Annotated in this window: 19 protein-coding genes and 2 pseudogenes; 10 read left to right on the top strand and 11 right to left on the bottom strand. The window is 63.3% G+C overall.

The window, feature by feature from the left end:
• Positions 1–2: 2 nt before the first annotated feature.
• Positions 3–164, top strand: coding sequence for a hypothetical protein (locus tag ACXAD2_RS00900; RefSeq protein WP_475165660.1), 162 nt, complete (start codon positions 3–5; stop codon positions 162–164).
• Positions 165–179: 15 nt separating this feature from the next.
• On the top strand, positions 180–1,154 hold the full coding sequence (locus tag ACXAD2_RS00895) for a D-2-hydroxyacid dehydrogenase family protein (protein ID WP_475165657.1): 975 nt from the start codon (positions 180–182) through the stop codon (positions 1,152–1,154).
• Here ACXAD2_RS00895 and ACXAD2_RS00890 read toward each other — a convergent pair.
• On the bottom strand, positions 1,129–2,145 hold the full coding sequence (locus tag ACXAD2_RS00890) for an AbrB family transcriptional regulator (protein WP_475166054.1): 1,017 nt from the start codon (positions 2,143–2,145) through the stop codon (positions 1,129–1,131). The two genes, ACXAD2_RS00895 and ACXAD2_RS00890, sit on opposite strands and share 26 nt — an antisense overlap.
• A 117-nt stretch (positions 2,146–2,262) precedes the next feature.
• On the opposite strand from ACXAD2_RS00890, the gene ACXAD2_RS00885 reads away from it, so the two are divergent.
• From ACXAD2_RS00885 to tcuB, 3 genes are read left to right on the top strand one after another with little or no spacing between them, the layout of a single operon-like run.
• Entirely contained in the window at positions 2,263–2,946 is a 684-nt protein-coding gene (locus ACXAD2_RS00885; protein WP_475165652.1) for a GntR family transcriptional regulator, read from the top strand.
• Positions 2,943–4,337, top strand: coding sequence for an FAD-dependent tricarballylate dehydrogenase TcuA (gene tcuA, locus ACXAD2_RS00880; RefSeq protein WP_475165650.1), 1,395 nt, complete (start codon positions 2,943–2,945; stop codon positions 4,335–4,337). Before ACXAD2_RS00885 ends, tcuA begins: the two co-directional genes overlap by 4 nt.
• Positions 4,327–5,382, top strand: coding sequence for a tricarballylate utilization 4Fe-4S protein TcuB (tcuB, locus tag ACXAD2_RS00875; RefSeq protein WP_475165644.1), 1,056 nt, complete (start codon positions 4,327–4,329; stop codon positions 5,380–5,382). Before tcuA ends, tcuB begins: the two co-directional genes overlap by 11 nt.
• 118 nt (positions 5,383–5,500) lie before the next feature.
• Here the strand turns inward: tcuB and ACXAD2_RS00870 are convergent, their stop codons facing one another.
• The 4 genes and pseudogenes from ACXAD2_RS00870 to istA all read right to left on the bottom strand — a co-directional run bounded on the left by ACXAD2_RS00870 (position 5,501) and on the right by istA (position 9,101).
• Complete coding sequence (locus ACXAD2_RS00870) at positions 5,501–6,346, bottom strand: IS3 family transposase (protein ID WP_475166051.1); 846 nt, start codon at positions 6,344–6,346, stop codon at positions 5,501–5,503.
• Positions 6,295–6,648: a transposase gene (locus ACXAD2_RS00865; RefSeq protein ID WP_475165640.1), complete on the bottom strand. Its 354-nt coding sequence runs from the start codon at positions 6,646–6,648 to the stop codon at positions 6,295–6,297. Before ACXAD2_RS00865 ends, ACXAD2_RS00870 begins: the two co-directional genes overlap by 52 nt.
• Before the next feature lie 168 nt (positions 6,649–6,816).
• Positions 6,817–7,581, bottom strand: a complete 765-nt coding sequence (gene istB, locus ACXAD2_RS00860) for an IS21-like element helper ATPase IstB (RefSeq protein ID WP_475165636.1) — start codon at positions 7,579–7,581, stop codon at positions 6,817–6,819.
• Positions 7,578–9,101: pseudogene (gene istA / locus ACXAD2_RS00855) on the bottom strand (IS21 family transposase). The gene istB and the pseudogene istA overlap by 4 nt, the downstream one beginning before the upstream one ends.
• Positions 9,102–9,209: 108 nt before the next feature.
• On the opposite strand from istA, the gene ACXAD2_RS00850 reads away from it, so the two are divergent.
• The 3 genes and pseudogenes from ACXAD2_RS00850 to ACXAD2_RS00840 form a co-directional block, all read left to right on the top strand.
• Entirely contained in the window at positions 9,210–9,563 is a 354-nt protein-coding gene (locus tag ACXAD2_RS00850) for a transposase (RefSeq protein WP_475165633.1), read from the top strand.
• The gene (locus ACXAD2_RS00845) at positions 9,506–10,357 is read left to right on the top strand and encodes an IS3 family transposase (RefSeq protein WP_475166049.1); all 852 of its coding nucleotides are present in this window, start codon (positions 9,506–9,508) and stop codon (positions 10,355–10,357) included. The genes ACXAD2_RS00850 and ACXAD2_RS00845 overlap by 58 nt, the downstream gene beginning before the upstream one ends.
• A 135-nt stretch (positions 10,358–10,492) precedes the next feature.
• Positions 10,493–11,002: pseudogene (locus ACXAD2_RS00840) on the top strand (transposase); the annotation flags it as partial.
• A 753-nt stretch (positions 11,003–11,755) separates the two neighbouring features.
• Here the strand turns inward: ACXAD2_RS00840 and ACXAD2_RS00835 are convergent.
• From ACXAD2_RS00835 to ACXAD2_RS00810, 6 genes are read right to left on the bottom strand one after another with little or no spacing between them, the layout of a single operon-like run.
• On the bottom strand, positions 11,756–12,523 hold the full coding sequence (locus ACXAD2_RS00835) for an SDR family NAD(P)-dependent oxidoreductase (protein WP_475165631.1): 768 nt from the start codon (positions 12,521–12,523) through the stop codon (positions 11,756–11,758).
• Positions 12,523–13,578, bottom strand: coding sequence for a zinc-binding alcohol dehydrogenase family protein (locus tag ACXAD2_RS00830; RefSeq protein WP_475165627.1), 1,056 nt, complete (start codon positions 13,576–13,578; stop codon positions 12,523–12,525). The genes ACXAD2_RS00835 and ACXAD2_RS00830 overlap by 1 nt, the downstream gene beginning before the upstream one ends.
• Positions 13,575–14,681, bottom strand: coding sequence for a mandelate racemase/muconate lactonizing enzyme family protein (locus tag ACXAD2_RS00825; RefSeq protein WP_475165625.1), 1,107 nt, complete (start codon positions 14,679–14,681; stop codon positions 13,575–13,577). The genes ACXAD2_RS00830 and ACXAD2_RS00825 overlap by 4 nt, the downstream gene beginning before the upstream one ends.
• A gap of 14 nt (positions 14,682–14,695) precedes the next feature.
• Positions 14,696–15,973, bottom strand: coding sequence for a TRAP transporter large permease (locus ACXAD2_RS00820; protein WP_226628323.1), 1,278 nt, complete (start codon positions 15,971–15,973; stop codon positions 14,696–14,698).
• 1 nt (position 15,974) lies between these two features.
• Positions 15,975–16,538: a TRAP transporter small permease gene (locus tag ACXAD2_RS00815; RefSeq protein WP_475165622.1), complete on the bottom strand. Its 564-nt coding sequence runs from the start codon at positions 16,536–16,538 to the stop codon at positions 15,975–15,977.
• A 6-nt stretch (positions 16,539–16,544) separates the two neighbouring features.
• Positions 16,545–17,531: a sialic acid TRAP transporter substrate-binding protein SiaP gene (locus ACXAD2_RS00810; protein ID WP_475165619.1), complete on the bottom strand. Its 987-nt coding sequence runs from the start codon at positions 17,529–17,531 to the stop codon at positions 16,545–16,547.
• Between the two features lie 150 nt (positions 17,532–17,681).
• On the opposite strand from ACXAD2_RS00810, the gene ACXAD2_RS00805 reads away from it, so the two are divergent.
• Complete coding sequence (locus tag ACXAD2_RS00805; protein WP_475165616.1) at positions 17,682–18,662, top strand: GntR family transcriptional regulator; 981 nt, start codon at positions 17,682–17,684, stop codon at positions 18,660–18,662.
• Between the two features lie 576 nt (positions 18,663–19,238).
• Positions 19,239–20,588, top strand: a complete 1,350-nt coding sequence (locus ACXAD2_RS00800) for an MmgE/PrpD family protein (RefSeq protein WP_475165614.1) — start codon at positions 19,239–19,241, stop codon at positions 20,586–20,588.
• Positions 20,589–20,597: the final 9 nt, after the last annotated feature.

The raw sequence follows: 20,597 nt of genomic DNA, 5'->3' as shown, positions 1-20,597 counted from the left end.
GAATGAGCGATTTTGAGAAACTCGGCCATGTGCGGCGCGAACTCGAGGAGATCCGTAATGACTTATCTCAGCGGATCCTCGAGCAGGCACCAAGGAAGGCCGATCTAGTGATCTTGCATGACCGCGTCTGCCGGGCCATCAAGGCGCTCTCTGCGCAGGGCTGAAGAGAGAGCGGCGGCATGAAGGTGCATATCCTGGACGACTGGTTCAACACCTTGCGGGAGCTGCCTTGCTTTAGCTTGCTCAAGGGACATGACGTCACGGTCTGGACGGATCACGAATCCGACGAGGCTGCGCTCGCTGCCCGTCTCGCCGAGGCCGAATGTATCGTGCTCTTCCGCGAGCGCACAGCCGTCACACGCGGCCTGCTTGAGCGTTTGCCGAACCTTCGGCTGATCTCTCAGCGGGGTGCCTGGCCGCATGTCGATGTCGGCGCCTGTACAGACAGTGGCGTGCTGTTGTGCTCAAACACCGGAGCGGATGGCGTGAATTACGCTGCAGCTGAACTGACCTTTGCGCTGATTCTCGCGGCCATGCGGCAGCTGCCGCAACAGATGGCGAGCGCCAAGGCTGGACGCTGGCAAATGGGCGTGGGACGCACACTGCGAGGCCGCACTCTGGGGCTCTACGGTTACGGGCGCATCGCCCGCGCCGTAGCCGATTACGCACGGGCCTTTGGCATGGACGTGCTGTGGTGGGCTTCGGAGGAAGGGCGTGCGAGGGCGAGCGCCGCAGGCCTTCACGTCGCTCAGAGCCGAGCCGCTTTCTTCGAGCAAAGCGACGTCGTGTCCCTCCATTTGCGCCTAACGTCCGGAACACGCGGCATCGTTACCAGGGAAGACGTTGGGCGCATGTCGCCACGATCCGTGCTTGTGAACACCTCCCGAGCAGGGCTCATCACGCCGGGCGCGCTGCTTGCGGGTTTGAAAGCAGGCCGTCCCGGCTTGGCGGCCGTGGATGTATTCGAGTCCGAACCTCTTACCGATGCCAATGACGCGCTCCTGTCGCATCCGAAGCTGATCGCCACGCCGCATATTGGTTTCGTGACAGAGGATGAATTCGACAAGCAGTTCGCCGACATCTTCGAGCAGGTCAATGCCTACAGCGCCGGGGTGCCGATCCACATGGTCAACCCTTCCGTCTTCGCTCTATGAACGCTGCCAGGACCGGGGCACCGACGATCACGATGACGATGCGCGTCAGATGGTGGGTGATGACGAAGCCCAGATCAGCGCCGGTCACGATGGCCAGAACTGTCATCTCGGCCTGACCTCCGGGTGCAAAGGCGAGGAATGCCGCAACCGGTGCGCCCAGCCCGAGCGCGGTGACAACGCCGGAAAAGCCTGCGGCGAGCAGTGCCAGCACGAAGACATAGGCGATGCCCGCCGCCACGACGCGGGTCAATTCCTTCCAGGTCACCCCCAGGAACTGCACCCCGATCCCGCAGCCGATGAAGAACTGCGCGACGAGGATCGCTTCGGCGGGCGGCCGGGAGTGGACCAGGCCCGTCAGCGACAGGACCGCCGTGACGATCATCGGCCCCAGGATCGACGCGCCGAATAGGCAGAGGCGCTCTCCTCCCTTCCAACCGATCCAGGCCGCTGCGGCCATGATCAACAGTTCATGCACGGGTAAATCGGTGACCGGTGCCCCGATCGGGTTCGTCAGCGGCGCGCCATAAAAATGTCCGAGGATGAAGGGTGCCAGCGTCACGATGATGAGCACGCGGGTGCCGTGGACCAGCGACAGCACGCGGGGATCGGCCCCGGCCTCGCTGCCGAAGATCACCATGTCCTGAAGTCCACCCGGCATCGCGGCGTAATAGGCTGTCGGGGCGTCGAAGCCCCAGAGCCGCCGGAAGAAAGGCACTCCGACGAGTGCGATCAGCGCAATGAAGAGCGGAATCAGGGCGACCGAAGTTGCCATGCGCGGCAGCTCGGCGATGACGCTGGGCGTGATCGACGCGCCCACCGCGACGCCGAGGATCGTACGGGCCGCAACGGAAACCTGCCCGAAGCCTTTCAGCGGGGCGTGCGCCAGCGCCCCGGCGAGACAAAAGGTCATCGGGCCGAAGAGGAAAGGCAACGGCAGGTGGCAGAGCCGGAAGATCAGGGTGCCGAGCGCCGCCAGGGCTAGGGTCATCATTCGCCGCAGAGTCACCTGTTCCAAGAAATGTTTGCGCAAACCTGCCTCCTGCCTCTCTTGACCATTAAATGAATACGCGTGTATCCAGTTGCATACAAGGTGTATTCGGAGGAGGCGATGGCGACCGAAGATGACAGCGGCCCGCAGGCGAACGGCGCCTACGCTCGGCTGATGACCGAACTTCGCGAAGGGCGGTTGAACCCCGGTGACCGTCTGCGGGAAACGGAGCTGGCGGAAAGGCTGGGCATGTCGCGCACGCCTGTGCGTGAAGCGATCCGGCAGCTCGAAGCAGATGGCGTCGTGACACATGTACCCCGTCAGGGCGCCTGTATCCGAACGTTGGATTATGCCGAGGTTATGGAGCTCTACGAGATGCGCAGCGTCCTCGAAGGCACCGCCGCACGGCTCGCCGCGCGCGCCGCCTCGGACATCGAGATCGAAGAGCTCTTCGAGATGAACCAGCAGATGGCTCAGCTTGGCGGCGCGCCCGAGGCCTTCGTATTGAACCGCCAGTTCCACGCCGCCCTTCTTGATGCGGCCAAGAACCGGTTTCTCGCGCGGTCGATCCACGCGCTGCAAAAAGCGCTCATGATCCTAGGCCCGACGACGTTGACCGAACCGGACCGCGCCGAAAAGGCCGTGGAAGAGCATTTTGGCGTTCTTGACGCGATCAAGAGGCGCGATGGCACCCTGGCCGAGGCCGCCATGCGCGCGCATATCGAAGCGGCACAGCGGGTGCGTGTCCGTGCCCTGCGCGCCCAACCCGGCCGGACCTCCGGCTTCGATGGAGACCTGCTGTGACCCGCCCTGAAAAAAACCCCGATATCGTCGTGATCGGCGGCGGCAACGCGGCGCTCTGCGCCGCCATCACAGCTGCGGAGGCCGGCGCGCGCGTTCTGATCCTGGAAGGCGCGCCCAAAACGTACCGCGGCGGAAATTCGAGACACACCCGCAACTTTCGGTGCATGCACGATGGGCCACTGGGTCCGCTCGTCGAGAGCTACAGCGAAGAGGAATACCTGGCAGACCTGATGAAGGTCACCGGGGGCAAGACTGATGAAGTGCTCGCACGCCTGGCGATCCGCACCTCGGAAGAATGCCTGCCGTGGATGGAAGCGCACGGTGTCCGGTTCCAGCCCTCGCTGTCCGGGACGCTGTCGCTGGCCCGGACCAACGCTTTTTTCCTCGGCGGGGGCAAAAGCCTCGTGAACGCCTATTACCGCACCGCCGAAGCCCTCGGCGTGCAAGTCGAATACGAGGCGAAGGTGACGCACCTCGAACTGAATGAAGATCGCATCGATTTCCTTGACTACACGCAAGGCGGCAAGAGTCATCGCCTGGCGCCCAAGTCCGTTGTCGTGGCCGCAGGGGGCTTTCAGGCGGATGTCGACTGGCTTGCCCGCGCCTGGGGACCTGCGGCCAAGAATTTCCTCATTCGGGGCACGCCCTACAATCGGGGTGTGGTGCTGGGAGATCTGCTCGAACAGGGCATCGAACAGGTGGGCGATCCGACCCAGTGCCACGCCGTCGCCATCGACGGGCGCGCGCCGAAATTCGACGGCGGCATCGTCACGCGACTGGACTGCGTCCCGTTCTCGATCGTGGTGAACAAGGACGGCCAGCGCTTCTACGACGAAGGCGAAGACGTCTGGCCAAAACGCTATGCGATCTGGGGGAGGCTTGTGGCCGCGCAGCCCGACCAAGTGGGATATGTCATCATCGATGCGAAATCCCTCAACCTGTTCATGCCTTCGGTCTTCCCGCCGATCAAGGCCGACACGCTGGAGGAACTCGCAGAAATGATGAGCCTTCCCGCGGACGCACTGCTGCAGACCATCTCCGACTTCAATGCAGCCTGCGGCGACCCCTCCGATTTCCATCCGACCGAGCTGGACGGCGTCTCTACGCAGGGGCTTACCCCGCCCAAGACAAATTGGGCGCGCGCCATCACCGAGCCGCCCTTCTACGGATACTCGCTCCGGACGGGCGTAACCTTCACCTACCTGGGATTGAAAGTGGACGAGCGTGCGCAGTGCTCCATCGGAAACCGCCCTGTCTCAAACCTCTGGGCCGCAGGAGAAACCATGGCCGGATCCATTCTGGGGCAGGGTTATCTCGCCGGTTTTGGCATGACGATCGGCACCGTCTTCGGACGCATCGCAGGCAGGGAGGCCGCAGCCCATGCAAACTGATTTCCTGAACGAGGCCCGCCGTCAGGCCGAAATCTGCAACGCCTGCCGCTATTGCGAGGGCTATTGCTCCGTTTTCCCCGCGCTCCATGCTGAGCGCGCCTTCTCAGACGGAGATCTGACGCAGCTTGCCAATCTATGCCACAATTGTCGGGGCTGTTACTACGCCTGCCAATACACCGCCCCGCATGAATTCGATCTGAACCTGCCGCAGGCGCTGGCGAACGTCCGCCAGGAGAGTTGGGAAGACCTGGCCTTCCCAAGCGCAGCGGGCAAGGCGTTTCAGAAGAATGGCGTGATGATCGCAGCTGCTGCCGTGCTCGGCTTTGCGCTGCTGTTCTGGTTGGCGAGCATCTTGAAACCGGTCAGCGGGGAGGGCTTCTACGCTGTCCAGTCGCACAATGCCATGGTGGCAATTTTCTTGCCCGCGTTCCTCTTCCCTTTGCTCAGCATTGGAATCAGTCTGCGTCGATACTGGCACCGCGTTGGAGCTCAGCCCCTGGAGATGGTGCACCTTGCGCGGGCCTTCCGGCAGGCCGCCAATATGAAGAACCTGAAGGGCGGCCATGGCGACGGCTGCAACTTCGAGGTCGAGGATCGCTTCAGCCACGCGCGGCGGGCGGCACACCAAGCGGTGATGTACGGCTTCCTGCTGTGCTTTGCCTCCACCAGCGTCGCGACCGTGATGCACTATGTCCTGGGCATGCCCGCTCCCTATGGGATCATTTCCGCTCCGAAATTGCTGGGGCTCTCCGGCGGGCTGCTGCTAGTGCTCGGGTGTGTTGAGATGATCCGGCTGAAGCTGAAGTCCGACAGGCAGCTCGGAGCGAACCGAGCCTTCGGCGGCGAGATCGCTTTTGTCAGTCTTCTGGGGTTCGTAGGCCTCAGCGGGCTGTTCCTCTATGGGCTCGGGCAGAGCTCGGTGATGCCGGTTTTGCTTGCCCTTCATCTGGGCTCGGTGCTGGCATTCTTCGTGCTTACACCATTCACAAAGATGGCGCATGGGTTCTACAGGATTGCCGCGCTGGCGGTAGACGCCTCGCGGTGAAAGGGGGGGCGCTGTTTGCCGCTAAATTGCAGTCTTGCGCGTTGGGGTCGAAATTCATAATGTCAAGGGCGGAGCAAAAACCGGCCACGGGTGGAGTGCGCCCCTCGGGCTGGACCAGTCAGGCGGCTCGCTTTGACCGGGGCGCGGCGTTTCTTTCTTCGAACTGGTTGGGGCTCAAGTAGCCGAGCGCAGAATGCAGCCTGGTGGAGTTGTAGACGTTGTCGATGAAGTTTGGCAAATCCGCTGCGACGTCTTCGAAGGTCTCGTATTCGGTCACATAGACCGCCTCGACCTTCAGCGTCTTCATGAAGCTTTCGGCTTGCGCGTTATCGTAGGGATTCCCTCGACGGCTCATGGACCCGAAGAAGCCGTGGCGCTCGAGGATGCGGCGATGCCGGGATGCGGCATATTGCGCTCCCCTGTCGGTATGAAAAACACATCCCGGCAGCGGGCGTCGGGATGCGGTTGCAGCCTTCAGCGCAGCCGCTGTGAGGCGCACGTCGATGTTGCGGCCCAGCCCGTAGCCCACGACCTTGCGCGACCAGGCGTCCAGAATGACGGCCAGATATACGAAGCCGGTCCCGATGGCGACATAGGTGATGTCCCCGACCCAGAGCTGATCCGGTCCATGGACTTCAAACCCTTTGGCAACATTCGGATAGATCGGGCTATCGTGGCTGCTGTCGGTGGTTGCGACATAACGGCGTTTCCGCTTTGGATTCAGATCATTCTCACGCATGATCCGCCGCACTTTCTTCGAGTTCACGACAAGACCACGGTGGCGTAATTCAGCAGTGACACGGCGATACCCATAGTTGCGGCAGGTCTCCGTGATCAACAGGATCTCGCTGACGGCCGGATCTTCTGCGGTTGGGCTGGAAGCGTCGTAAAAACTGGAACGGGGAAGATCCATCAACTCGCACCCCCGTCTGACCGAGAGGCCGACGGGCCGGTGATCACGGATGTAGATCCGTTTCTCTGCGACCGTGTGTGCGCCCGCGCCGTTTTTAAAAACTCGATCTCGAGCGCCTGACGGCCGACAAGCCGTTCGAGCGCCGCGATCCGCGTTTCGTATTCGGGGAGCAGTTCCTCTTCGATGGCGTCATCGTCAAATTCGCCGCGCTCATACTTGTCGATCCAGATCGGGATCAGCGTGCGGCAAATATCGTGCCTCTGGCTGAGCGCGCGCATCAACTCGCCGTTGAAATAGGCTTCGACGACTTCGCGTTTCTTGGACGTGCTGTGACGACGGTGCTTCTTGGTCATGCGGTTCTCCTTATCAGAACCACGACCCGGTCAAAATCTTCAGCTCAAGCTGTCCAGCCCGAGGGGCGCACTCCAGGGGCGGCGCAAAAGCAGGCCACTTTCTTGCGCGCTTGAGCCCGCCGGGAGGGCGTAGCCCGAGCGGCGGGCTCAAGCGCGCGTTGCGGTTTTCTATGGGGTCTGGCCGGCGTTTCGGGCCCGACTTTGCGCGAGCCTGTAGCTCTCGCCATTCATCTCGAGGATGTTGACGTGGTGGGTCAGGCGGTCGAGCAGAGCGCCGGTCAGCCGCTCTGTTCCGAAGATCTCGGTCCATTCGTCGAACGGCAGGTTGCTGGTGATGAGCGTGGCGCCCCGCTCGTAGCGTTGCGAGATCATCTCGAAGAGTAGCTCGGCGCCGGTCTTTGACAGAGGCACGAAGCCCAGCTCATCGATGATGAGCAGTTTGACCGAGGCCAGCTGCTTCTGGAGCCGCAGGAGGCGGCGCTCGTCGCGGGCTTCCATCAACTCGTTGACCAGTGCCGCGGCCGTAGTGAAGCTGACCGACATTCCTTTCTGACAAGCGGCCAGTCCCAGCCCCAGAGCAACATGCGTCTTGCCCGTGCCACTCGGTCCGAGCGCAATGACGTTTTCGCGCCGCTCGATCCATTCGCAACGGGCGAGATCCAGTACCTGCATCTTGTTGAGCTTCGGGATCGCCTTGAAGTCGAAGCTGTCCAGGCTCTTCTTGGCGGGGAACTTTGCAGCCTTGATCCGGCGTTCGATCATCCGTCCCTCGCGGTCGATCAGTTCCAGTTCGACCAGTCGGGCGAGGAACTGGACGTGGTCCAGGCCCTCGGCTGCACATTGGCGCGCCAGCTTCTCGTGCTCCCGCAAGAAGGTCGGGAGCTTCAGCGTCTTCAGGTGATGAGCAAGCAGGATCTGCGGCGCACCGGTCATGCCGCGTCTCCCGACAGCAGAGACATGTAGCTTGCCGCCGAGGTGGTCCCCACGTTGGCCCGCGGCAGGTAGGGATAGACGTCGAGATCAAGCTTCGGTGGCCGCCTCTCGACGTGGCACAGCACGAGGTGTTTGACAGCGTCGAAGCCGACCGCCCCCAGCTTCAGCGCTTTCTTCACCGCGGCATGCACGTCGGCGAGTTCGAAGGTCTCCAGAAGGCGCAACACCTGCACGTACTCGCGGCGGCCCATCTTCTGCATCCGCGCCTCCATGAGGCGGCGCAGGGTCTCGAACTCAACTGGCAGGACCCAGCCCGCCAAGGGGGCGGCCTGATCCAGGGCATTGATCTTCTTCTCGAGCAGCGGCAGGTAATGGATCGGGTCGAAGATCATGTCCTCGCGCGCATAGCACCGCGGGTGCCGGGCGATGACCTCGCCGCGACAGCCGATCACGACCTGATCAACATAGCCGCGCACCCAAACATCCCGATGCCCATAAGCAACCGGCACCGAGTAATCGTTGGTGCCGTACCGAACGAGAGATTGAGAGCTGACCCGGGCGCTGACCTGCTCGCAGGCGTCGAACGGCGTTCCTGGCAGGGCTCTTAGCTCCGCCAGATCGCGTTGCAGCCGTGCGCCGATCGTCTCGGCCTCGCCCCGCAAGACGTCGCGCTGGCGCTTGCGGCACCGGACTTCGAGATCAGCGTTGAAAGCTTCCCAACTGGCAAAGCGCGGGACGGGAACCATGAAGTTCCGCCGCGAATATCCCACGAGCCCTTCGGCGTTGCCCTTGTCATTGCCTTTGCCCGGTCGCCCGTAGCGGTCGCGAAACAGGTAGTGCGACTGCAACCCACTGAACAGCGTGGCGCGCCGACGTGTCCCGTCAGGCAGGATCTTCGAGACCAGGCAGCGGTCATTGTCGTAAAGCACCGACAGCGGCACGCCTCCGAAGAACGCGAAGGCGTGGACATGGCCATCCATCCAGGCCTCCGCCGTCGCTGCGGGGTAGGCTCGCACGAAACACGCGTCGCTCTGCGGCAGATCCATGACGAAGAAATGAGCCTTCTGTTCGACGGCGAGCCATTGTGCGCCATTGGTTCAAGCGCAATGGCGAGCGATGACAACGACCGCTTCGCCGAAATCCGCCTGCGCATGCCCCGAAGGATGCGCCAGCGGCACGAACATCTCCTGTCCACGCCGCTGGCGCTCCCGAACGTAGTCCTTGATGATCGTGTAGCCGCCGGTGAACCCATGCTCATCACGAAGCCGGTCGAAGATGCGCTTGGCGGTGTGCCGCTGCTTGCGATGCACCGTCTTGTCGCCATCGAGCCACCCGTCGATGATCTCGGTAAACCCGTCCAGCTTTGGCCGCTTGATCGGCGCCGTTCGCCGATAGCCAGGCGGCACCGAGAACGCCAAGGCCTTCTCCACCGTATCACGAGAGATGTTGAAATGGGCTGCTGCCGCACGCTTGCTCATGCCGTCGGCGCAGGCCAGACGAACCTTTCGATATAACTCCACGGTATAGATCTCCACGCCCTCCCTGCCGCCGCATGGAGTGCGCCCCTCGGGCTGGACAGCTTGAGCTGAAGATTTTGACCGGGTCGTGGTTCTGATAAGGAGAACCGCATGACCAAGAAGCACCGTCGTCACAGCACGTCCAAGAAACGCGAAGTCGTCGAAGCCTATTTCAACGGCGAGTCGATGCGCGCGCTCAGCCAGAGGCACGATATTTGCCGCACGCTGATCCCGATCTGGATCGACAAGTATGAGCGCGGCGAATTTGACGATGACGCCATCGAAGAGGAACTGCTCCCCGAATACGAAACGCGGATCGCGGCGCTCGAACGGCTTGTCGGCCGTCAGGCGCTCGAGATCGAGTTTTTAAAAACGGCGCGGGCGCACACACGGTCGCAGAGAAACGGATCTACATCCGTGATCACCGGCCCGTCGGCCTCTCGGTCAGACGGGGGTGCGAGTTGATGGATCTTCCCCGTTCCAGTTTTTACGACGCTTCCAGCCTAACCGCAGAAGATCCGGCCGTCAGCGAGATCCTGTTGATCACGGAGACCTGCCGCAACTATGGGTATCGCCGTGTCACTGCTGAATTACGCCACCGTGGTCTTGTCGTGAACTCGAAGAAAGTGCGGCGGATCATGCGTGAGAATGATCTGAATCCAAAGCGGAAACGCCGTTATGTCGCAACCACCGACAGCAGCCACGATAGCCCGATCTATCCGAATGTTGCCAAAGGGTTTGAAGTCCATGGACCGGATCAGCTCTGGGTCGGGGACATCACCTATGTCGCCATCGGGACCGGCTTCGTATATCTGGCCGTCATTCTGGACGCCTGGTCGCGCAAGGTCGTGGGCTACGGGCTGGGCCGCAACATCGACGTGCGCCTCACAGCGGCTGCGCTGAAGGCTGCAACCGCATCCCGACGCCCGCTGCCGGGATGTGTTTTTCATACCGACAGGGGAGCGCAATATGCCGCATCCCGGCATCGCCGCATCCTCGAGCGCCACGGCTTCTTCGGGTCCATGAGCCGTCGAGGGAATCCCTACGATAACGCGCAAGCCGAAAGCTTCATGAAGACGCTGAAGGTCGAGGCGGTCTATGTGACCGAATACGAGACCTTCGAAGACGTCGCAGCGGATTTGCCAAACTTCATCGACAACGTCTACAACTCCACCAGGCTGCATTCTGCGCTCGGCTACTTGAGCCCCAACCAGTTCGAAGAAAGAAACGCCGCGCCCCGGTCAAAGCGAGCCGCCTGACTGGTCCAGCCCGAGGGGCGCACTCCACACCGTGGACTAATTTTGCACCGCCGTTCTCAGGATCAACAGTTCAAAGGACAAGACCGCGGTTAAGCGGGACATTCGACATGCGCGAAAACCCTTGACTGGGACGCTCCCGTTACCGAAGCGGCAACCGAGCCCATGCTTCGCGCGCGGGCAGCGCTGCGGCGAGAACTGGCAGGGCTTGAACGCCATGTCCGCCAACTTGCTCATGACGATCCGGTCTGTCTGCGCCTAATGTCGATGCCCGGGATTGGCGTGGTCGTGGCACTGACCTACCGATCTGCGATCGATGATCCTGGTCGCTTCACATCCTCGAAAAAGGTCGGGCCGTGGGTCGGTCTGACGCCGTCTCGCAACCAGTCTGGCGAGCGCGACATCTCGGGCGGGATCACCAAGGCGGGCGACGTCAACCCGCGTCGTGCCCTGTGCCAGGCTGCCACCGTCATGATGCATCGCGGGCGGGCAACATGGCTGCGAACCTGGGCGGCGAAACTCGCGCGCCGCCGGGGCACCAAGCGCGCAATGGTTGCGCTGGCCCGACGTATCGCCGTGATCCTGCACCGGATGTGGAAGGATGACACCGACTTCCGCTTCGATACGCCGGTGCTTTATGCCGGTTGACGACACAGGTTCCAGACTGCTGCCCACCTAATCGCGGGCCTTTGAGGTCCCCACGGGACGCGGTTTCGGTGATGCCGTGCTCAGGACTGATGCCGACCATGTCGAGCACGCCAATGAGATGGGCACACCGGAATTGCATTGAACCAGCATCATGTTGGCGGCCACCGCGCCGAGCACGGACCGAAGCATGTACCCGGGTCGATCTCAAAAGAAGGCCGCCGAATAGGGAAGCGGATCAACGGTTCAAAGGACTAGACCGCGGTTAAGCGGGACATTCGACATGCGCGAAAACCCTTGACTGGGACGCTCCCGTTACCGAAGTCCTGAGCCTATGCACGTTGACTGGGAGAGCCTCGCGGAAATCATGGGGATGAGGTCGGGGTCGAGCCGGCAGGGCATCTGCGGTGATCACCTTTCGGCTGTCCGAGTGATGACCGAGCCGGGAGCGAATTTCGATGGTCAGACCCATTGGCAGGGTAATGACCAGATATTGGCATGAACTCCGGCACGGCCAAGGTTGTGATTGACGAGACCCGTTACGAGGTGACGGCGGGAGAAATGCTCTTCTTCCCGGCGGGGTTGCGGTATGCGGCTGTACGCCCGGGTCCGGAGGGCTCTGTCTATTAAGAAATCTTTGGCCCCGGTCGGCCCGCCCAGCTGCCGGGCCGGGCGGGATCGAGCGAGCTTCGCTTTGACTGAAGAGAATTTCTTGGCGCAGGGGAGCGGCGCCAAGATCTTCGCCGGGCGCGTCTCTCAGAAGCCCGACTGCGCGCCGCCGTCGACCGCAAGCACTTGGCCGGTGACGTATTTCGCGGCCTGGGAGAGCAAGAAGGTCATGGCCATGCCGATGTCCTCAGGCTCACCGAAGCAATTCATCGGAATCCGTCCCATGATCTTTGCCAGACGTTCGGGGTCGGTGGCCGTGTTCTTGCGCACCATATCGGTGCCGATCCAGCCCGGCGCCACGCCATTGACCCGCACGCCTTCCGGTGCAAGCTCGGTCGCCATCGCACGCACCATGCCAAGCAGCGCGGTCTTGGCGGCCGAATAACCGATAACATGCGGGATGCCGAGGTAGGAGGCCATCGAGGCGGTGAAGAGGATCGAGCCCTTCCCCGAGGCCGTGATCTGCGGCAGGAACGCCCGGCTCAGAGCGAAGGCTCCGGCCACATGCGTTTCCATCACCGAGGAAAAATCCGCGTCGCTCATCTCGGCGATCGGCTTCTTGACGGTGTTGCCCGCGTTGTTGATCAGCGCGCTCACCGGGCCGTAGTCTGCCTCTACGCGCATCGCGAGCGCCTCGGCCTCGCCAAACCGGGTGACGTCATGCACCACCGTCCCGACATTGCCCCCCAGCGCGGTCCGTGCCGCGGCAAGTTTCTCGGCCCGCGTCCCCGAGAGGAGGACCTCGGCCCCTGCAGCGATAAGGCAGCGTGCCACTCCCATTCCGATGCCGCCGCTACCTCCGGTGAGCAGAACGCGGTGTCCCGCAAGGGAATAGGCGGAGAGATCGAGCGGCATCACGCGGTCTCCGTCGCGGCGGTGTCCATTTCGATGACGATTTTTGTCACCGAGCCGGGGTCTGCGGCCCAGGCCAGCATCGCCTCGGTCGCCTGTGCGATCCCGGGCATGCTGCTGATAATGAGATCGCCGGTGCCGGGCCGAGCGCGGAGGAAGTCGACGACGCGCCGGAAATCGTCGCGGGTCGCACCGCGCGAACCGAAGATCTCGATCTCCTTCATCGGGAACAGCCGAGTCTCGTAGGAGACCTCGGTCTTGGTGTAGCCGACATAGACCACGCGCCCGCAGGAGGAGACCGCATCGACCGCCTGGCGAAAGGTGGCGGCGGCGCCCGCCGCCTCGATGATCACCGTCGGCCCATCGCCACCAGTCAGCTCGGCAAGGCGCTGGACGGTGTCTTCAGCGGCGCCGTCGATCGTCTCGGTCGCGCCAAGTCGGCGGGCGAGGTCGAGCTTGGCATCGGCTACATCAACCGCGATCACCCGCGCGCCGCGCGCCACTGCGCCCAGGAGCACACCGAGGCCGATCATCCCGACGCCGAGCACCGCAACCGTGTCGTCGGCACCGAGGTTGGAACGTTCGACCGCGTGGAAGCCCACCGCGATTGGCTCGATAAGCGCGAGATCGCGCTGCGCGAAGCCGTCGACGGGGATCACATGGGCGGCCGGCACGCAGGCGTAGGAGGCCATCGCGCCCTCGCGCTGCACGCCCATCGTCTGGTTGTTGCGGCAGGCGTTTGGCCGGCCCTTGCGGCAGGCGATACAGGTTCCGCAATTGAAATAGGGCAGCACGGTGCAGGGCTGGCCGGGGCTCAGCCCCTCGACACCCTCACCAAGCGCATCCACTACCGCGGCGATCTCGTGGCCGGGAACTCGCGGGAAGCTGACCATGGGGTTGCGGCCCTGGAAGCTGCTGAGGTCCGAGCCGCAGTAGCCTACGTGGGTGAGCGCCAGTCGCACCTCGCCGGCCGCGGGCGCGGGCTTGGGGCGCTCGACCAGCGAAATCGACGCGGGCGCGTCGATTTGCACGGCCTTCATCATTCCGGCGCCGCTCATGCCACACCGAAACGTTCGAGGGCGTCCGCGCGCAGCGTGGTGCCAGCGCCCGGCTCGCGCGGGACGTCGTACCAGCCGTCGGTGACGCTGACGGGTTCGGTGAAACACTCGCGCAGCCAGGGGATATACTCGAGCATATCGCTCGACGGGTGGCCAATGGCGGTGTGGATGTGCATCTGGCCCATGTCGCCGACGTGGCTGACCACCGGCAGGCCGCGCGCCATGGCCATGTCAGCCACCTGGATCCACGGGGTGACACCGCCGAGCCGCGCCACGTCAGGCTGCGCGTAATGCAACGCCCCGGCGTCGAAGAAGGTCTGGAAGTTATGGGCGAGGTAAAGCTGCTCGCCGAGAGCGATGGGGGTCTGGATAGTCTCGGCCAGCCGCTTGTGGCTGATGACGTCGTCGTACCAGAGCGGCTCTTCGAACCACATCACGTCGCAGTCGGCGAGGTGCCGGCCGAAGCGGATCGCGGTAGGCAGGTCCATGCGGCCGTTGGCGTCGACCGCCAGCGTGACCTTGTTGCCGATCGCTTTGCGTACCGCCTCGAGCCGCTCGATGTCGGTGGCGAGGTTGGGCGAGCCGACCTTGATCTTCACGCCGAGATAACCCTCTTCCTCGACCAGCCGCTTGCAGTCCGAAACCAGCGTCTCGAGAGGCCAGTTCAGCCAGCCACCGTCGGTGTTGTAGGCGAGGATCGGTCGCTCAGCTCCGCCCATGCTCTGCCACAGCGTCTGCTCCGCCGCTTTGGCCTTGATATCCCAGAGCGCCACGTCGATCGCGCCGATGGCGAGATGCGAGATGCCGCCTCGCCCGACCCATTGCACCGGCGGAAAGCGTTCCATCTCGCGGTAGAGGGCGGTGGTCTCCAGCGGGTCGCGGCCGACGATCCAGTCGAAGCAGGTCTCGATGCACTGGGTGATCAGACGGTCCGAGGGCAGGTGGGCATGGGTGCCGGTGTAGCCATAGCCGGTGATCCCCGCGTCGGTTTCGATGATGACCCCCGGGGCGCCCCAGTGGGTGAGCGTGTGGGTGCTGTCCGCAACGCCGTTGCGGGTCACGGGCACGTGCAGGATGAAGGTCTTGAGAGACGTGATTTTCATAGGTCTTTCCACGTTCAGGGGTTCAGCAGGTCGGGCAGCCAGAGGCTGAGCTGCGGGAAATAGGCGAGCAGGAACAGCACGATCACCAGCGGTACGAGGAAGGGCAGCGTGGCGCGCATGCATTGCTCGAAGGGCACCTGCGACACGCGGCTCAGCACGAAGAGCACCATGCCAACGGGCGGTGTCAGCAGGCCCAGCATCAGGTTGAGCACGACAATGATGCCAAGATGCACCGGATCGATGCCCACCGTCTGCGCCACCGGCAGCAAGACCGGCACCAGGATGGTGATCGCGGCGATGGTCTCCATGAAGCAGCCGACCACCAGCACCAGCAGCATGATCAGCAGCAGCACCAGCTCTCGGTTCTGCGTCAGAGCGAGCACCGCACCGGCGACAGCCTGTGCCGACTGGTTGGCGGTGAGGATCCAGGCGAAGATCGCCGCGCCGGCCACGATCATCATGATCGAGGCGGTGGTCTCGAGGCTGTCCATGGTGATGCGGATCAGCGCCTTCGGGGTCAGCGTGCGGTAGACCAGCAGCCCAAGTACCAGCGCGTAGGCCACCGCCGCCACCGCCGCCTCGGTCGGTGTGAATACCCCTGTGCCGATGCCACCGATGATGATCGCGGGCGTGCAGAGCGGCAGGAAGGCGCGGCGAAAGGTGTGCCAGACATAGCGCGGATCGAAGGCGCGATCGCGCGGGTAGTGGCGCCGGTGCGAGTACCAGGCGACCATGAGCACCAGCGACAGCGCCATCAGCAGCCCCGGCACGATCCCTGCGAGAAAAAGATCACCGATCGAGACCGAGGCGGTGACCCCGTAGAGCACCAGCGGCAGCGAGGGCGGGATGATCGGACCGATGGTCGAGGAGGCGGCGGTGATGCCGACGGCGAAATCGGTCTCGTAGCCGGCGTCGCGCATCGCCTTGATCTCGATGTTGCCGAGCCCGCCGGCGTCGGCGACGGCGGCGCCGGACATCCCGGAGAAGATCACGCTGGCGCCGACGTTGACGTGACCGAGCCCGCCCGGGGCCCAGCCGGCGACGGCGCGGGCAAAGTCGAAGATGCGCGAGGTGATGCCGCCCGAGTTCATCAGGTTGCCGGCCATGATGAAGAAGGGCACCGCGAGCAGCGAAAAGCTGTTTACCCCGTTGATCATGTAGTTGAGCGCGGTAATCGACGGCAGCCCCTCGAGCAGAATGTAAAGCAAAGAGGAGGCGCCGAGCGCGATCGAGATCGGCGCACCTATGGCGATCAGCAGGGCCAGCGCGGCGAACATCAGAGTCAGGGCCATTTCAGCGCGCTCCCCGGTTGCGCAGGATCTGCCAGGCCACCAGCATCGCGGCCAGGCCGAGTGCGGCGGTGACGATCCAGTAGAAGACGCCGCGCGACAGATCGAGGCTGATCAGCCGCTGTCGGCTCATCCGCTCGGCCAGCGCGATGCCGGTCCAGCCGAGCCCGCAGAAGAACACCAGGCTGACAAGGTCACCGATCAGGCGCAGGACGCGGGCGGTCTTCTCGGAGACCCGATCGAGCACGATCTCGAGGTGGATGTGGCTACGCTTGCGCAGGCAGATCAGCGAGCCGGTGAAGGTCAGCACGATTAGCAGGTAGCGGGCGATCTCCTCGGTCCAGCCGATCGACGAATTGAGCACGTAGCGCGAGAAGAACTGCAGGAAGACCACGGCCATCAGCGCCCAGAAGACGGCGAAAACCGGGTAGTCCCACCAGCGGACGTCGGAGACATCCTCCATCCCGGCATCCATCTCTCGCACGATGGTCTCGTCGAGCGCGTCAGGTTCGGGCACGGCATGGGGGTCGCGAGCCTCATGGCTCGCGTGGGTCTGATGCTGGATCATGGCGGTTCAGCGCCCGATGGCCTGAAGCGCGGTGAAGGTCGCCTCGTCCCAGGGCACGTTGTCGTAATCCGTCAGGTAGGGGGTCACCGCGTCGATGAACGGCTGGCGGTCGACTTCGTGGACCGAGACGCCCTCGTCCTCGAAGAAGGAAATCAGGTCGGCCTCATTGGCGCGGGTCTCTTCGGTCGCCCAGTCCGCCGCCTCCTGCAGCGCGGTGAAGATCGCGTCGTGGTCCTCTTCCGAGAGCTTCTCGGCAGTGTAGCCCGACATCAGCGTCACCAGCGTCGCGGTGATGTGGCCGGTCAGGCTGATGTCGCTCTGGACCTCGTAGAACTGCGAGGACTGGATCGTCGGCAGCGGGTTCTCCTGTGCGTCGACCGCACCCTGCTGCAGCCCGAGGTAGACCTCGGAGAAGGCCATCGGCGTCGGGTTGGCTCCGGTCGCCTCGGGGAACATCAGGTAGGCCGGGGCATTGGCGACGCGAATCTTCAGCCCTTCCATGTCGGAAGGCTTGAGGATCGGCTTGTTCGCCGTGACGTGGCGCTGGCCGTAGTAGGTGCTGGTGACGAACTCGTTGCCGGTCACCTCGGTGTAGGACTCCATCAGCCCCTTCAGAAGATCACTCTGCCAGAAGCCCTCCCAGTGGGCGAAGTCGCGGTAGACGTAAGGGTAGTCCGAGATGGCGATCTCAGGAACCGACTGCGCCATGAAGGCGACGCCAGTGTAGATGAGATCGATCGAGCCGAGAGACAGCGCGTCGTTGAGCGCCTCCTCGTTGCCCAGTGCAGAGGCCGGGAATATGGCCAGCGCGTAACGCCCCTCGGTGGATTCTTCGATCGCGTCCGAGGCCCGCTCCAGGGCCTGATCGAACAGGCTGCCGTCGGGGTAGACATGGGCAAACTTCAGCTCGGTTTCGGCCGCGAGTGCCGGGCCGGCAAGAGCGGTGGATGTCATCAAGGCGATGGCGGTAGCTGTCAATCTCTGTCGGGTCACTGTGATTTCCTCCCTGGCAAAATGAGTGCCTCTGTAAGAGTTGTAGCAACAAATGTATAATGGCGACAAGATACAAAGATGCGGAGACGCATTGCAAAAATCCAACAGAAAGCATTCAATTGAAACCGACGGGAAAGGGCGACTAATCGTATGAAACCAGAGCCAAAACGCCTGCAGGACGTGGTCTACGCTGTGCTGGTCGACAACCTTGCGATTGGCAAGCTGCGGTCGGGCATGCGTCTGCGAGAGTCCGAATTGGCGCGTCAGTTCAAGCTAAGCCGGGTGCCGATTCGCGCTGCGCTGAAGCGGCTCGAGAGCGAGCGCCTGCTGGAGTTCAACGGCCGTCGCGGTTACCGCGTGCTGGGTGATTGCACAGACGCGTGCGACGAGGACGCCCCGGTTCTTGCGATTCCGACCATCGCCCGAGACGGGCTTGAATCTCGCAACTGGCGACAACGGCTCTTCGAGGAGGCGCAGACAGCGATCGCCTCGGCCATGGTGTTTGGCAGCTTCGGCGTCAACGAGAAGGCGATGGCCGAGCATTATGGCGTCAGCCGCAGCGTCGCGCATGAAATCATTACGCGGATGGAGCGCGTCGGGCTGGTGCGGCAGCAGGCCAATGGGCGCTGGCAGGTCGGCCCGATGACCGAGCAGGACGTGCAGGACCACTACACCATGCGCCTGCTGCTCGAGCCGGTGGCTCTGGTCGAGGCGGTTGGCCTTCTGCCGCAAGGGACGGTGGCGCACCAGATTGCCGAGCTCCGGCGTATGCGCGGCGCGGTGTCGGAGGTCGGCGTTCCCGAGCTGTTGCTGATCGAGCAATGGCTGCATCGCGATATCGTGCTGTCCTGCCGGAACCGGATTCTTGCGGATTCCATCGAGCGCAGCCAGCTGCCCCTTATCTCGACGCATATCTCCTTCACCGCGACCCGTTCCGAAGCGTCAGTGTACAGCACGATTGACCAGCACCTGCTTGTACTCGAGGCGCTCCAGGGCGGCTTCGTGCGCGAAGCGGCCGCGGCGCTTGAGCGGCACCTCGAGCAGGCCTGCGACGTTGCGGTCGGACGCGTCAAGAATCTGACGCCCGAAGACCTGCCGGTTGGATTGCCCTTTCTGACGGAGCTGGACTAAGCTCGTTTGGCGTGCCATCCGGACCGCGCCACTCCCGGAAGGGATCCGCGCATCTCAGCACGTCAATAGCCGGGCGACGCCAGATCTTATCCAGCTATTGTCCGACAAGAGAATATGTCGGGTGAGGATTGCCAGTAGGCATCCTCACCGTCATGAAGATGGACCTCCATAACTCGATCTGACCTGCATACACCGGTCTCGTTGCGATAAACCCGACGTCGCATGGGTCGGAAAGATTGTCATGGACAGGTTGATATACAGAACGATATCTGGACGTCTGGCATGCGGAGTTGCTTTGGCTCGGATGGCGCTGTATTCTCAGCGAAGCTCAGCATCTCCAATTCATTGATTGAAATTACATATTTTCAAGTTATCGGTCGCTACAGACCCGCGAAAGCCGTCCAAATTCTTTGCCGTACACCGGCTCATCGCGAACTTGCCTGCCATTGTTTAAGCCAGATCCCCCTTTGGCATCGCCGGTCAGAACCTCCCTCTATGGCCGACAGAGCCAAGAACTATTGGTCGGCGAAGGACCTGAACGGAATGCTACGGGTGATAAACAAAAGAGGTCGACCCATGCTCGAAGCACACGTCGCCACGCGGGAAAACGCCGTCGCAGAACCGCTTGATGCACTGATCGAGTTGGCGGCCCTGCCGCTGGCCAACTGCCCGGCAGGGGCCCTCGCGCTGGCCCGCGTTTCGCTGGTCGACTGGCTGATCTGCGGCATCGCCGGGGCGTCCGAGCCTGTGGCCACGAAAATACGCAGCTTTGCCGTGTCGGAGGGGGAGGCGTCCGCCGCGGTCTCGGTCTTCGGCGGCAGCCATGCGCCGGCGCGAACGGCGGCGATGGTCAATGGCACCATCTCGCATGCGCTGGACTACGACGATACACATTTTGACCACGTCGGTCACCTTTCGGTCGGCATCTACCCCGCGGCGCTGGCCATGGCAGAGGCGCAGGATGCCTCGGCGGAGGAGCTTGTCACAGCGTTTCTCGTCGGGGCTGAAGGCGCGATACGTCTTGGCCGAGTCCTTGGCTTGGCGCATTACAATCGCGGCTTTCATCAGACGGCGACGGCTGGGGCTTTTGGCGCGACACTCGCAGCCGGACGCATCGCGAAGCTCGACAATGCGCAGATGCGCGCGGCGCTCGGGCTCTGCGCGACACGGGCGTCGGGGCTCAAGAACCAGTTTGGCACCATGGGAAAACCGCTAAACGCGGGCATTGCGGCGTCCAATGGCGTCGAGGCCGTACAGCTTGCTGCGCTGGGGCTGAGTTCGCCGGACGATGGCATTTTCGGGCAGCAGGGGTTCGTCGAGACTCATGCCGACGCGCCGGAGCCGTTCATCTACGGATTGTCTGACATGCGGTTCATGGACAACCGCTACAAGTTCCACGCCTGCTGCCACGGCCTGCACGCGATGATCGAGGGGCTGCGCGCGATTGCCGCGCAGGTCGATATCGAGCAGGTCGAGAGGCTGCAGGTCAGGACCAACCCGCGCTGGCTCAAGGTCTGCGACCTGAAGGCACCACGCACCGGGCTCGAGGTGAAGTTCAGCTATGTCTGGCTGGCGGGGATGGTGCTGAGTGGGCTCGAGACCGGCGAGGGCGGGCTCTACACCGATGCCCTCGCGGCCGACCCCATACTGGCAGCCTTCGCACGCAAGGTGGAGGTCACGGGCGACGCCACGCTCAGTGATCAGCAAGGCGCGGGCACGCTGGTTCTGCGAGACGGAACTCATCTCACCTACAGGCATGACCTCGCCGCGCCCGTGCCTCCGGCCGAGCTGATGCAGCGCGTTGCTGGCAAGGCCCGGACCGTGCTCGGTGCGCGCGCCGCGCCGCTGCTGGACATGGCGGAGCGGATCGATGCCGACCCGCATAGCGTTTCCGCCCGCAATGTCGGCGCGCTGATCCGCGCGTGACGGCAGGCG

This window comes from Salipiger sp. ABN3_019, assembly GCF_056158605.1.
The sequence above is the reverse complement of the archived record's forward strand: the minus strand, read 5'-3'. Positions and strand labels throughout refer to the sequence as shown.

What these genes read in the sequence shown, in the direction of transcription:
- ACXAD2_RS00900 (WP_475165660.1), top strand. Translation starts at nt 3, where the DNA reads ATGAGCGATTTTGAGAAACTCGGCCATGTGCGGCGCGAACTCGAGGAG.
- ACXAD2_RS00895 (WP_475165657.1), top strand. Translation starts at nt 180, where the DNA reads ATGAAGGTGCATATCCTGGACGACTGGTTCAACACCTTGCGGGAGCTG.
- ACXAD2_RS00890 (WP_475166054.1), bottom strand. Translation starts at nt 2,145, where the DNA reads ATGATGACCCTAGCCCTGGCGGCGCTCGGCACCCTGATCTTCCGGCTC.
- ACXAD2_RS00885 (WP_475165652.1), top strand. Translation starts at nt 2,263, where the DNA reads ATGGCGACCGAAGATGACAGCGGCCCGCAGGCGAACGGCGCCTACGCT.
- tcuB (WP_475165644.1), top strand. Translation starts at nt 4,327, where the DNA reads ATGCAAACTGATTTCCTGAACGAGGCCCGCCGTCAGGCCGAAATCTGC.
- ACXAD2_RS00865 (WP_475165640.1), bottom strand. Translation starts at nt 6,648, where the DNA reads ATGACCAAGAAGCACCGTCGTCACAGCACGTCCAAGAAACGCGAAGTC.
- istB (WP_475165636.1), bottom strand. Translation starts at nt 7,581, where the DNA reads ATGACCGGTGCGCCGCAGATCCTGCTTGCTCATCACCTGAAGACGCTG.
- ACXAD2_RS00850 (WP_475165633.1), top strand. Translation starts at nt 9,210, where the DNA reads ATGACCAAGAAGCACCGTCGTCACAGCACGTCCAAGAAACGCGAAGTC.
- ACXAD2_RS00835 (WP_475165631.1), bottom strand. Translation starts at nt 12,523, where the DNA reads ATGCCGCTCGATCTCTCCGCCTATTCCCTTGCGGGACACCGCGTTCTG.
- ACXAD2_RS00830 (WP_475165627.1), bottom strand. Translation starts at nt 13,578, where the DNA reads ATGAGCGGCGCCGGAATGATGAAGGCCGTGCAAATCGACGCGCCCGCG.
- ACXAD2_RS00825 (WP_475165625.1), bottom strand. Translation starts at nt 14,681, where the DNA reads ATGAAAATCACGTCTCTCAAGACCTTCATCCTGCACGTGCCCGTGACC.
- ACXAD2_RS00820 (WP_226628323.1), bottom strand. Translation starts at nt 15,973, where the DNA reads ATGGCCCTGACTCTGATGTTCGCCGCGCTGGCCCTGCTGATCGCCATA.
- ACXAD2_RS00815 (WP_475165622.1), bottom strand. Translation starts at nt 16,538, where the DNA reads ATGATCCAGCATCAGACCCACGCGAGCCATGAGGCTCGCGACCCCCAT.
- ACXAD2_RS00805 (WP_475165616.1), top strand. Translation starts at nt 17,682, where the DNA reads ATGAAACCAGAGCCAAAACGCCTGCAGGACGTGGTCTACGCTGTGCTG.
- ACXAD2_RS00800 (WP_475165614.1), top strand. Translation starts at nt 19,239, where the DNA reads ATGCTCGAAGCACACGTCGCCACGCGGGAAAACGCCGTCGCAGAACCG.